This is a genomic window from Veillonella sp. CHU110 (genome assembly GCF_003992255.1).
Lineage (GTDB): Bacteria > Bacillota > Negativicutes > Veillonellales > Veillonellaceae > F0422.
This window is the reverse complement of sequence record NZ_RQVA01000013.1, coordinates 1-13,759: the sequence shown is the minus strand read 5'-3', so window position 1 is coordinate 13,759 and position 13,759 is coordinate 1. Positions and strand designations below refer to the sequence as shown.

Genomic DNA, 13,759 nt, shown 5'->3' with positions numbered 1-13,759 from the left:
ATACGACATCTACCTATCGACGCATACCCCAGCACTAACTGTATAAAAAGAGGAGGATATATGGAAGTAAAAAATAATCTGCGTCAGCATAGCTCTCCTTGCGACGCATATCTAAGAACTGATTGCATAGCTGAATCAAAAAAGGGGATATATGTCTGTAAAAAACGATTTGCGACAGCATACTCCCATGTGACGCCTACCTCAGCACTTACTACATTTGAAAAGGAGGGATATGTGAGATATAAAAACATGCTGCCGCAAATTGTTTTTATATCTCACATATCCCTCCTCCCCCTTTCAAGTATAAGTACTTAGTGTATAAGGAGCATCCATTCGAGAAACGTACACAATACATAAGCAATAATAAACTTCACTTTTTGTTTCCGATCTCGATCTTCATCCGCCACTTTCAGACGATGTGCCAGGAATCGTTTATCTCGTATTTGCATTAACATTTCTACGATATGTTCTTGCCGTTTTATGACATCCTTATCATTCTCTAAGGCCTGTTTTTGCATCGCAATGCGACGTTGTAATCGACGCATCTGAATTTTAATATTATTACTCACAAACACAGACTGCCATTTTTTTCTTGTTTCAAAGTACATGTAGATGTATCGAGGAATATTCATAACCACGAAACTGAACAACAAGATACTCAGGGAAATAAAGAAATATGTTGAAAATGAAAAGTCTTTCAATTCCTCATGCGGCAAATAATGATTTAGAATGATAAAGCTAACCCACACCCCAATTGGCATTAATAGTGCCGCCGCCATATCGATGGATCGAACCCAATTCGTTTTCACTGGCATCTCTGGTGCTATGTAGGTCTCTAACTTCTGATGAAATGCATAATACTCTACTTGCAACACAGATTGTCCTGATTTAATCCCTGTCAATAGCACTGGCCCCACACTTTCCTTACGTCGCTGAGGCCATGGAATAAATTGTCGAATCGGACTATCTGGGGATAAATCAAAACGAATAATCCCTTTCTTTTCAAACCGCATAGAGGAAGTATCTCCACCGATGCTGAAAGGATTAAAAAACATCCCTAATACATGCAGACTCCAATTACCAAGGATATGTGTAATTATATTCAAGAATAATCCACCCATATCCACATTTGCCACATCTAGCTTTAGCTGAATCGTAGAGGTATAGTCATCAAACCAAATATCATCAATATCAAACTCCACATTAATGACATTCCCTAATTTAGTGATGACATTCATAAACACCTTATTATTCGGTTCAAATTCAAAAATTATGGAATGAAAGAACCAATGATTACGCACGACAGATCGCATTTTGCGATTAACCGCTTCTTCTTCTATCGATAACATGCGATGATCATACAACGCATTCCCTTCATCCACTTCTTCTAATACAGGTGGCATTTCTATATGTGTTTGTGTAGTTACAGTATTCGCTAATTTTAACAGCTTTGTAACTAATTGTCCCATATATATCTCCTATCTAATAGGTTATCTTTATGTTAGTTATAACTTTCATTATGATTCTTAAATTATACCATAGACAGGCCGTAAATAAAAGAAAAGCCCTACTCTAAGCATCTATATGCCAGTAAGGCTTTTCTAAATTCACTGTATTATATACGTTCCATACTTAATCGATGATAATCATAGAAACGTCCTTGCATAGCTAATAAGCTTTCATAGGTACCACTCTCTACAATACGTCCTCGTTCTAAAAACAAAATCCGATCCATCTCATGGAGTTGTTCAATATGATGCGTAATATATAAAACTGTTTTTCCAGTAAACAGGCGGCTCAATTCTCCCTGCACTCGATGACGTGTAACTTGATCCAAGCCTTCTAGTGGTTCATCTAATAATAAAATGTCTGCATCACGCAAATATATACGAGCCATGCCAAGTCGTTGTCGTTGTCCTCCGCTAAGCCCCATACCACCTTGTCCTACCATAGTGCGTAATCCATTCGGCAACGTTCGTACCCAGTCCGCTAGTTGCACCGCTTCCAATGCTTTCCATAGTTCCTCATCCGTAGCACTTGGTTTTGCCAATCGGATATTATCTCCAATAGTAGCATGGAATACATAGATATCTTGTGTAGCATAGGACATGTAGGACTGCAATCGTTCCTCTGAAAGTGTCTTTGTATCTATACCATCAATACAAATAGTCCCACTATACTCATACCAGCCTTGTAATAAGGAAAACAATGTACTTTTACCTGAGCCACTGGGCCCTACGATGGCTACTTTCTCCCCTCGCTGGATAGATAGATCCAAGCCATCATACACAGGCAGTACATCGTAAGCAAAGGAAAGAGATTGTACGTTAATAAAAGGCTTACTATGCATCGTTCCTCTTTCACCGTCTTCGCTCTTCATGCGTATTGCTTGGTCACTAATAGTATCTGCATGATTCGACCGTAATAGATCTTTATGTACTGGCTCTTCTTCCATATGTTCCAAGCGTTCCATCGCCAATGCACTTTCATAACCGTGTAATGCAGCTTCTGTCATCGGTTGTAACACTTCAAAGTAAGATTGCAAGCCGATAGCAACCACAGCTATCCATAACGGGGCATAGGCCATTGTCTCTGTCACCCATAAGCCTACGATAATGCCCACCAACAAAGCAAATTGAGCTAAACCAAGAATAATCGTCTGATTCCAACGAATTCCCCGATTCCACAGGCCTTGCCATTCATCAAATGCACTGAAGGATGCTTTCATAGACTGAATAAATCGCCGTTCTTGATGGCTCATGATAATATCTACTACACCATGAATGGATTCAATCAGCGCTTCTTTCATGTGTCCACGTGTTTTCAAACGCATAGGTGGCACTCGTCGCAACATATAGGTAAGCGTAACAGGAAGAATGACACCTACAAGAATACTATACACCAGAACCACTACGGATACTACAGGATGGAATTGATATCCTATGATACACCCTAACATAGTGACACCAACAAATGACAAGCTAGGTACTAACGTTCGCAAATAAAAGAATTGCAATGTTTCTATATCCGCCATAATGCGGCCTAACAAATCTCCCATTTTCATAGATTGAAAGACCTTTGGTACCAACGGCTCTAACCGTTTAAAGAAAGCAACGCGCAATTCATATAATCCTTGAAATGCCATAGAATGCGATACATAGCGCTCCCCATAGCGGCAGACAGCACGGCTAATCCCAAAGAATCGCACCCCTACAATTGCCAAACTAAGCGCTACTAACACAGGATGCTCTGCTGCTTTCGTAATCAACCATGTGGAAGTAGTCAATAATCCTATATTCATGAGCACCGTGCCCATAGCAAAGAGTACACTGCCCACTAGTAACCCTCTATGCTGAGATAGCAATGTCCAGAGTGACAATAACCCTCTGCGGATATTCTGCTGTCTCGCAGGACCTATCTCTTTATCTTGTTGAGCATTTACTATGTCAGTACATTCTGCCCGCTCTAATCTATCTGAATTAGTAGGTTCTTCTACTTCATATTGACTATAGGTATACGATGATTTACCAATAGCGTCATTCCCTATCTCCAATGCTTGATCTGCAACTACAGAATCTACGGTGGCTGCTTCTAGTTTCTGTATGACAGGGTTGCTATAAGTATTCACTAGGGATGTAAAATATCCATTTTGTGCCACTAAATCACTATAACTGCCATATTCCACTAACTGTCCACGACGCATGACAAAGAGAGTATCTACAAACTTCATCGTTTGTACTCGATGCCCCACATACAGAACGATTTTATCTTTCCCATACTCGTGCAACACTTGCATAATCAAGCGTTCTGTTTCCACATCTAAATGAGCTGTCACTTCGTCTAAAATTAAAATTTGTGCATCTCTTAGCAAGGTACGCCCCAAAGCTAATCGCTGGCGCTGTCCTCCAGATAAGCCATACCCTTGCTCACCTATCATAGTGTCTAATCCCAATGGCAAAGTCTTCACAAACTCTGCTAATTGTACTTGGTCCAATACGTGCCACAGCTCTGTTTCTGTCACCGCTAGACCAAACTGCAAGTTATCTCGCAAGGTACCACTCATAATATATGGAGTTTGACTGAGATAGGCTATTTGACTATGATACCATTCACTCTGTATGGATTGTAAATCTTGACCATTGACGGTAATCTTACCCTCAGTGGGTGTCAACAATTGCATCAGTAGATTGGCAATAGTCGTCTTACCAGCTCCACTTTCACCAACTAGCATATACGAATGGCCCCGTTGTAATGTTCCTGTGAAAGATTCCAATCCCATATGATCCGCTTCATATTGATAAGATACAGTATGAAAATCAACCTGTTGAATGGGTGCAACTAGTTTTTCATGGCCGGTATGGGCTACTTCCTCTCCTGATTCTAAATACTCCTGTACTGCTGTAAGGCTCACTTTGCCAGATAATCCAGTATGGAAAGCAGATCCCAACTGTCGCAATGGTGCATAAAAATCGGGTGCTATTAACAAAATAAAAAAGGCTGGCAAAAACTCTACTTCCCCATACACTAAGGATACCCCTAAATAGACTGCGATCATCGCTGTACTAATAGTACCGATTAATTCTAATACCAAAGCAGATAAAAAAGCGACCCGTAATACTTTTAATGTTGCATCACGAAATTCTCCAGATAGACGGCCTATGACATGTACTTGTTCTTTAGCTCGTCCGAATACTTTCAGTGTTGTTAGCCCTTGTAATACATCAAGAAAGTGCCCTCCTAAGAACTGCATGCGCTCCCACTGTTGTTTATTTAACTTATCTGCTTCTTTACCAATTAAAATCATAAAGAACGGAATTAAAGGATACGTCAATAGTAGAATCCAACCTATCCACGACACAGAGTTAATGATAGCTATAGATATAACTAGAGGTATTAATACAGCATACAAAGCCTGTGGAATATATTGACTCATATACGCATCGATATGATCTAATCCATCTGTGATCAGATGTGTCACAGAACTTGCACTCTCCGATTGTCGAACACCTTGTGATATCATATGATGTAATACACGATTCCGTAACTCTTCATGAACTTGATGGGCAATCCGATTTCGCAACCATTGTTCTCCATGAGAGCAACCCATACGAAGTACAATCATGACACCTAAAAGCACCATATACTCAAAAGATATACTTTCACCATGTACTACGAATCCATCAATACTACGAGCGAATACATAGGCCTGACCTAAGGTAGCTATTGTTCCTAGTAAGGTAAGTAGTAATACAGCCCCATAGGATCGGGGATGCAATTTGGCTAATTGCCAAGCAAAAGAATGAAACATAGGGCCTCCTTCTGAAACTCTAGAGTATATCTTCTAACACCATGTAAGAAAAGGGACGTGAATACACGTCCCTTTCAAACACACTATGATTAATAGTGTAAGTCATCTTGTGATACACGATGACGGAAATAGTAGTATGCCCATCCTTGGTACACTAATACGATAGGTACAAAAATACAAGCAACAATTGTCATCAATGTTAATGTATACGTGGATGATGCAGAATTCATGATTGTTAAGCTGTATGCTGGATCAATACTGGATACCATAATACGAGGGAACAATCCTGCAAAGTATGCAAGGGTAACAAATAGAATTGTTAACGCACTAAATACAAACCCTTTACCAGTTTGACGAGTACGTGTAAAGCCCCAAGATACTAAGAAACTTACAATAGCCAATGCAAAGGCCACCGTAGCTAATGTGCTATTGAATAGATCAGTATATACATAAGTAGCACCTACTAATACCAAGGCACCAATAGCTGTAATTACACCTTCTACTAAAGCTGCTGCACGAGCTCGTTCAGAGATTTCCCCTGTTGTTTTCAAGGAAGCATATAATGCACCATGGTACAAGAATACGCACACAAAAGCAATACCACACAAAATTGTGTATACGCTTAATAAATCTAAGAACCCACCTACATAGTTCATATGTTTATCGATAGGTGTACCTTGGATTAAATTGCCCACTGTCACACCCCATAGTAGAGCTGGAATCGCAGACCCAAAGAAAATACATTTATCGAATGCTCCTCGCCATGCTGGACTTTTGTCTTTACTGCGGAAGTCAAAAGATACACCACGAGCAATCAAAGCTGCTAACATTAAGAACAATGCTAAGTAGAAACCACTAAATAACGTAGCATACACTTGTGGGAACGATGCGAACATCGCACCACCTGCAGTCAACATCCATACTTGGTTACCGTCCCATACAGGTCCAATCGTATTGATTAATTGACGGCGTTCACGGTCTGTTTTACCCAAGAATGGAAGCCACATGCCTACACCGTAATCAAGGCCTTCTAGAATAAAGAAGCCTGTAAATAGTACACCTACTAGGATGAACCAAATTAATTCTAAGTTATTTGTAATTATTTCCATAATGCAGCCTCCTCTTGTTCAACCACATCATGTGCTGGGTTACCATTAGGGCCCGCTTGAATATGTTTCACTGCTAGATAAATGGCAGCAATCGCCATCACAACATAGACAGCTGTAAAACCAATAATTGTTGTCCAGATTTCTGGAGCTGTTACCACTTTGGATGCACCATCAGCTGTTTTTTGCAAGCCATATACAAGCCATGGTTGACGACCAGCTTCCGCCACATACCATCCTGTAGAATTGGCAATAAATGGAAGAGCTAATAAGTGATAAATACCTTTTAGAGCTACTTTATTGTCAAGTAATTTTCCTTTCACATGTAAGTAGTATCCCACAATAGATGTCACTAACATGATGATACCTGCTAGAATCATGATACGGAAAGACCAGAACATAGATGTCACATGTGGCACATAATCACCAGCACCATGTTTCAATTCAGCTTCTTTTTGAAGGTCATTAATACCTTTTACTTCACCTTTGAAAGAGTCGTGAACTACGAAGGACAATGCCCCTGGCACACCGATTTCAAAGCTATTCTCTTTCGCATCTTGGTCAATACCAGCCACGATAGCAAATGGAGCTGGATCATGAGTTTCCCATAAGGCTTCAAAAGCAGCTACTTTCATTGGTTGTAATTTTGCCACTGTTTGGCCTTGGAAGTGACCTGCACCACCTACTAATAAACCACCGATCACAGCAGCACCTAAACCAAACTTAATAGATTTAGAATAAAACTCTACATGATTATTTTTCAATAAATGCCATGCACTAACAGAAGCAATAATCACACCTGCTGTTAAGATTCCATCTGTAAAGATGTGTAAATATTGGCCTGGTAAATATCCATTTTGTAAAATTGCTGCAAAAGAATCCATTTCTGCACGACCATTACGAAGCGCATACCCTACTGGATGTTGCATGAATGAGTTCGCTACTAAAATCCAAAATGCCGATAAGTTACTACCAATAGCCACCAATACAGCGACAAACGCATGTGCTTTAGGGGATAGTTTATCCCAGCCAAAAATCCAAGCCCCCATAAAAGTAGACTCTAAGAAGAATGCTGTTAAGGCTTCTAACGCCAAAGGAGCTCCAAAGATATCTCCCATGAAACGAGAGTATTCTGCCCAGTTCATTCCAAAATGGAACTCTTGAACGATACCTGTTACAACACCCATTGCAAAGTTAATTAGGAATAATTTCCCCCAAAACTTTGCCATTTTTTTGTACACTTCGTTTTTTGTTCGCGCGTAAGTAATTTCAAGTATTGCTACTAATACTGTCATACCTAGTGTAAACGGTACGAAGAGCCAGTGATAGATCGTAGTCAACGCAAATTGAAAACGAGCTAACAAGACTGCATCCATCATGCTAATTCCTCCTCACTTGAACACTAAATTAAACCACATGGTGCAATGATATATGAATCGAACGCTCACGATTTGCTAACGTTTCGAAATCAACCTTTTTTAATTCCTCTATTAATTGAGCCTGAATCTTAGCCACAGCTTCTTGTACAGCACACTGACCGTGACATCCACGGGAACAATTTTCAGAGTCATATAGACAATGTTGTAGGTAGGTTTCCCCTTCTACAGCTGTTACCACATCATACAAACTAATATCTTTTGGTTTTTTTGCCAGTGAAAATCCACCGTCTACTCCTCGATAGGAGTTTAGTAAATTTGCATTCACTAAGTATCTCATAATCTTTAACAAAAATCGTTCTGGAATTTTACTAGTTCGTGCAAGCTCTGCACCAACTTTGCGAGTTCCAAACGGCTGTGTAGACATGAATAAGATAATACGAAATGCATAGTCTGTTGCCTGATTAAACTTCAATGGGACCTCCCTTATCACAAATGATTACATTCTGTTACTATGTATGGGCGTAAAATACACTCATTGAGTATACTTTATAGGTAGAAAAAAATGCCCGAGTGCATAAGCTATCGAGCATCTCTCTCTATTATAAGAAATTATTGAGAATCATGCAATAGATTTCTTCATAATTTCTTCATAATTTCTTCATCTTTTTATATATGGGCTAATGTATCAATAATGACATACGCCAAGGCAGATACACCTGCTGATAATGGAATCGTGATAAACCAAGCAAATACCATGGATCGCGCAGTACTCCAGTTAACAGCTTTTACACGCATTGCTGTACCTACCCCCATAATGGAGCCACTCACAACATGTGTAGTGGATACAGGCAAATGCAATAAAGTAGCCGTAAAAATTGTGAGGGCCGAGTTTAAATCTGCCGCAAAGCCATTAATACTTTCTAATTTGAAAATTTTACTACCTACTGTAGCAATGATTTTCCAACCACCTGCTGCTGTACCTAATGCCATTGCTGTAGCACAGGCAAGCTTTACCCATAATGGTACATCTAGAGTTGGTAAATGACCACTAGCAACAAGTGTTAACGTAATAATACCCATGGCTTTTTGTGCATCATTAGACCCATGGGAAAAAGACATCAACGCTGCTGATACCAACTGCATATTACGGAATCGATCATTTAACACAATTGGTGAAAATCTACCGAAGAGGAATAATAGTACTTTCATCACTATATAGCCTAATATAAGGGCTAAAATCGGCGATGCCACAAGAGAAACAAAGATTTTACCAATCCCACCTACATGAAGCGCATCAGAACCTACAGAAATCATAACAGCCCCAATAATACCACCAATCAATGCATGGGACGAGGAACTAGGTATTCCATACCACCAAGTTAACAGGTTCCAGAATATGGCTCCTACTAAAGCAGCAACTATAATTTCTCCATTAATCATATCTGGAGAAGTTACAATGTCTCCACCTATGGTCTTCGCTACGCCCGTACTAATCATAGCACCTAAAAAATTGAGTGTCGCAGCCATCATAACAGCTGTTTTAGGGGCAATGGCTCTCGTAGATACAGAAGTAGCAATCGCATTGGCTGTATCATGGAAACCATTAATATAGTCGAAGGCAATCGCTAGTAAAACGACTGCCCATATTACCCAACCATCAAGCATACTTCAATACTACCCGGCGGAATGTCCCCACCAAAGTCTCAGAGCCATCGATTACATCTTCCATGGAGCTAAGAATTTCCTTCCATTTAATAATTTCAATAGGATCGCTACACTCTGTAAAGAGTTTTGCCATTTCCACATGATAAATATCATCAGCTTCTGCTTCTAGACGCAATACTTCTAAGGCACGACCTTCTACTTTTAAATAGTTTTTCTTTAAACTACCCATATAGGAAATAGATTTTTTCACGTGTTTACAGCATTTAGCAACAATTTCCGCCATGCGGATAGCCCCTGCTGTAGGTTCGCTTTGTACTTGGTACATCACCATTTTATCCATAATTTCTTTAATATTATCAATGGTATTGTCCAGTTGGTCAATAAGGAGTTGAATATCTTCACGGTCCATAGGGGTGATAAATGTTTTACGCAAACGATCCATCGTTGCCGCTACTAATTCATCAGCTTCTTGCTCTTTTTGTTCAATTTGATGAAGTGCTTCTTGTTTTTCCACTTCTCCCTCAAATACTTCCTGCATCAATTGTGCCGCTTCATGGCACAGTTCAGCATGGTCATTGAGCATACTGAAAAATTTTTCTTCTTTTCCTTTTAAATTGAAAGCCATTACATCCTCCAATAACAAACTACGTTGTGTATACAGTTTCTATTATAGCACGTTACGAAATACTTTTACACAAAAATTACAAAAGACTATATGCATTTTTGTAATTATGTAATACCTCTGCGACTATCAGACTCACAGCATTATTAGTATTACCACTCATCGATTCCTCAAAATTACTGAAACCAATCTGTAATACTACCATACATACATTACTTAGCCTACCCTAGCCATAATCTAAAAATAGCTATCGTTGCATTACTATACATAGATACTAATCGCAAAGATAGCTATATTTCGGCTACTATTTAATTAACTCCCGTTTTAAATGCTTAACTTCTGGCAAAATTAATTCTTTCATAGCCAGTGTAACGGCACCTACTGACCCTGGAATTGCAAATAAAATCGTATGATCTTTTACCCCTGCAATGGCACGAGATGCCAATGCTTTTGTTCCAATATCATCACGATAACTCAAAAAACGGAATAGTTCACCAAATCCTGGAATTTCCTTATCCAGCATTGGCTGTACTGCCTCAATAGATACATCACGTTTAGCAATACCTGTACCACCAGTACTAATAATAATATCCGCATCTCCTACGTGCGTATCATATATCCAAGCACGTACATCCTTATTGTGAGAATCATCTAACACTTGAACTGTTTCTCCATAGGAACCGGTAAAAGCTTTTTGAATGGCTTCCTGAATTTCATCGATAGTATCTGTTACAATTTGACGAGATACCACCACAAATCCAGCTTCACGCGCTAACTCTTCAACACTAGCACCACCTTTATCTGTTTCTATCGTTCTTGTATCAGATACTGTAATGACCGCCACCGTCAGTGGTCGATCAGTAAATTCCATCATTGCCATATCTATATTCCCTTCTGTACACGATTCTATATTATACATGTAATCAACACTCTGTATCTTACTTATCTGTATGGTAGCATATCTTCTGCTGTTACACTATAGCAAAAGTTACTGACTGAAAAATTCTTTCACCTCTTTTAACTTGCCTTTTGTGCAAGAAACATATAATTCATCCCCACATTCTAGCACTGTTGTCGCTACTGGTACCATAGCTTGTCCACCTCGATCAATGCTGACAATCATAGACCCTCTCGGCATTTCAATATCTTTCAACATTTTTCCTGCATAAGGGCACACCACAGCTAGACGAGTTTGAAAAAATGTTTGCTCCTCCTCTACGCCTACAATTCCTTGGCTCATACGATATAACAGATTATCATAAATTGGCAACTCTTTCATAAATTCTGCCGTCAAGTAGGCAATGATAGCTACCGTTCCTACTTGGTATATACTATGAAAGCTATCTGTCATTTCTAGAACTAATAGTATAGATAATAAAGGGGTGCGCATAGATGCTGCTAGCATACCTGCCATACCGCAAATGATGAAACTGCTACCAAACGCATTGGGGAGCATATGTACTTCCACAAGAATGCCATGTATCAATGCACCCACTGCCGATCCAATAACAACCATCGGCAAGAATATACCTCCCTGTGCACCATTACCATAGCAAATCGATGTTAATATAATCTTACCTATTACAATATATAGCAATACCTGTAATGTTTGTTGATGTTCTACCATCATCGTCACAACATCATTACCTCCACCGAGTAATAGTTGTGAATCCAATCCCAGTAATGTTACTCCTAAAAAGGTCAAAGATATTTTCCATCCTCGAGAGATCTTCATTCTATCGTACAAAGATTTAACACCTACAATCATACGATTAAATATAATGCCAAAGAATCCAACACATACACCTAACATTAGTAATGTTGAGAAATATTCAATTGGTATACTTTCCATAACGGTAAAGCCAAGAGAAGGCGTAAGTCCAAATACTAATGAAGTAATTAAGTTTGAAGCAATAGTTGCCGAAAATGTGGGAATAATTAATTTAGGATAAAAGCTTTTATGAACCTCTTCAAAAACAAAAATAGCGCCCGACACAGGTGCACTAAAAGCCGCGGTTAATCCTGCTGCAGCGCCTGCAGAGGTTAAAATACGCGCTTCTCTAAGAGAGCTACCAAACCATTTAGACAATAGTTTTCCCGTGGCTCCACCTAATTGTACGGAAGGCCCCTCTCGCCCCACTGAAAATCCAACAATACCAGTAAAAGCGCCACCAAAAAATTTAGAGACTAATGTGGGAAAAGGGTTCATATTAAAAATCCCTTTCATCTCCCCTTCTATTTGAGGGATACCAGATCCCCCGGATAAAGGAGCCCACTTAAGCAATAGGTGACAACCCCACCCGAGAAGCATCATAATCATCGTCCAAATCACAATTTGCTCCACCGTTGCAATAGCCATAAATTCATGACGATACTCATTGCCCCAGTGAATAACATATCTAAAAGCAGAACCTATAGTGCCTGCTATAATTCCGATAAGAATACCTTTAAGAATTAAAAGAAGAAATTCCCCTCGGTCAAAGGTATTAAAAAATTCTATTTTAGGTCTTTTGAAGATATTATTAAGTTTATGTCTAGTCATGATATTACCTTGTTAAGTTGCACTAAAGTCTTGCATTTACAATTATAGTAGCCATTTGTAGATGACATAACACAAATTTCCAGTTAGAATCACCCAACCAAAAATACACTCATTCCCTGTGCCATCTTCCCATACTTCGTCCATACTAAAGGCCATAAGTAAAGCTATCACCACGTATAAAAACATAAGAATAGGCGCAATAATTAAGCCTTTTACAAAAATAAAGTAGAGGGCCATCAGCCCAACTACAATGGCATGTGGTATAATCATAATTCGAAATGTGAAAGAAATCATTAACACCGCATAAGCAGCGTGAAGTAAATAGATTCCAAACATATATGCTCCTTAGTAGACTTTAGCGTTAATACTAGAAGATGTTAACATTATGTGTTTATTGTATCATGTTTATAGTGTAAAGTATATTCGATGGAAAGTAGTTTCGAGAGTTGGATAGGTATTTTATGTATCACTTTAAGTCTTATATTGTGTGTAAGCGGCTTGCAGATATAACCTTATCATTTGCAACTTCCTATTTGTTCCTGGCTGTGGATTTTGTGCGCCCCTTTAGGGCTTCAAAATCTTACGCTAGGAACTAAGCGATGCTCTATGATTTGCGCGTCGTTTCACTCCTTCAAATCATGAGTCCTGCTTATGCGCGTGCTTTGCTCCTTTGAAAGTGATTCACTGGGGATCCCAGGCCTATTGCATTCTTCCATAGATATTACTTGAGACATATTGGCTGGAAACGGCTCTCTTAGTACCTTGTCATTTGCAACTTCCTGTTCTGCCCTGTGGATTTTCTTTACTCCCTTCGGTCGTAGAAAATCTTACGTTAAGGACTTATATCCCTTGTCCTTTTTGTTCCTAGCTGTGGGTTTCGTTAGCTCCTATAGAGCTACAAAATCTTACGCTAGGAACTAAGCGATTCTCTATGATTTGCTCGTCTTTTCACTCCTTCAAATCATGAGTCCTGCTTACGCGCGTGCTTTGCTCCTTTGAAAGTGGTTCACTGGAGGTCCCAGGCCTATGGCATTCTTCCATAGATATTACTTGAGTCATATTGGCTGGAAACGGCTCTCTTAGTACCTTGTCATTTGCAACTTCCTGTTCCTGGCTGTGGATTTTGTGCGCCTCTTT

At 39.4% G+C, this 13,759-nt stretch carries 10 protein-coding genes; all 10 read right to left on the bottom strand.

The genetic code is table 11. The features are described from left to right. Positions 1-311 precede the first annotated feature (311 nt). On the bottom strand, positions 312-1,469 hold the full coding sequence (locus tag EO122_RS06220; protein WP_127009829.1) for a hypothetical protein: 1,158 nt from the start codon (positions 1,467-1,469) through the stop codon (positions 312-314). A gap of 146 nt (positions 1,470-1,615) precedes the next feature. Next, complete coding sequence (gene cydD / locus EO122_RS06215; protein ID WP_127009828.1) at positions 1,616-5,308, bottom strand: thiol reductant ABC exporter subunit CydD; 3,693 nt, start codon at positions 5,306-5,308, stop codon at positions 1,616-1,618. 89 nt (positions 5,309-5,397) lie between these two features. Further along, positions 5,398-6,417, bottom strand: coding sequence for a cytochrome d ubiquinol oxidase subunit II (gene cydB, locus EO122_RS06210; RefSeq protein ID WP_127009827.1), 1,020 nt, complete (start codon positions 6,415-6,417; stop codon positions 5,398-5,400). Further along, positions 6,408-7,793 carry a cytochrome ubiquinol oxidase subunit I gene (locus EO122_RS06205; protein ID WP_127009826.1) on the bottom strand — a complete coding sequence of 462 codons (1,386 nt, stop codon included), beginning with the start codon at positions 7,791-7,793 and terminating at the stop codon, positions 6,408-6,410. Before EO122_RS06205 ends, cydB begins: the two co-directional genes overlap by 10 nt. Before the next feature lie 28 nt (positions 7,794-7,821). Further along, entirely contained in the window at positions 7,822-8,265 is a 444-nt protein-coding gene (locus tag EO122_RS06200) for an Rrf2 family transcriptional regulator (protein ID WP_127009825.1), read from the bottom strand. Between the two features lie 194 nt (positions 8,266-8,459). Beyond that, positions 8,460-9,458: an inorganic phosphate transporter gene (locus EO122_RS06195; protein ID WP_127009824.1), complete on the bottom strand. Its 999-nt coding sequence runs from the start codon at positions 9,456-9,458 to the stop codon at positions 8,460-8,462. Continuing rightward, positions 9,451-10,083, bottom strand: coding sequence for a DUF47 domain-containing protein (locus EO122_RS06190; protein WP_126937808.1), 633 nt, complete (start codon positions 10,081-10,083; stop codon positions 9,451-9,453). Before EO122_RS06190 ends, EO122_RS06195 begins: the two co-directional genes overlap by 8 nt. A gap of 301 nt (positions 10,084-10,384) precedes the next feature. After that, entirely contained in the window at positions 10,385-10,960 is a 576-nt protein-coding gene (locus EO122_RS06185; RefSeq protein ID WP_127009823.1) for a molybdenum cofactor biosynthesis protein B, read from the bottom strand. Positions 10,961-11,068: 108 nt separating this feature from the next. Further along, positions 11,069-12,622, bottom strand: coding sequence for a ClC family H(+)/Cl(-) exchange transporter (locus EO122_RS06180; RefSeq protein WP_127009822.1), 1,554 nt, complete (start codon positions 12,620-12,622; stop codon positions 11,069-11,071). 42 nt (positions 12,623-12,664) lie between these two features. Further along, positions 12,665-12,958, bottom strand: coding sequence for a hypothetical protein (locus tag EO122_RS06175; protein WP_127009821.1), 294 nt, complete (start codon positions 12,956-12,958; stop codon positions 12,665-12,667). Between the last annotated feature and the right edge of the window lie 801 nt (positions 12,959-13,759).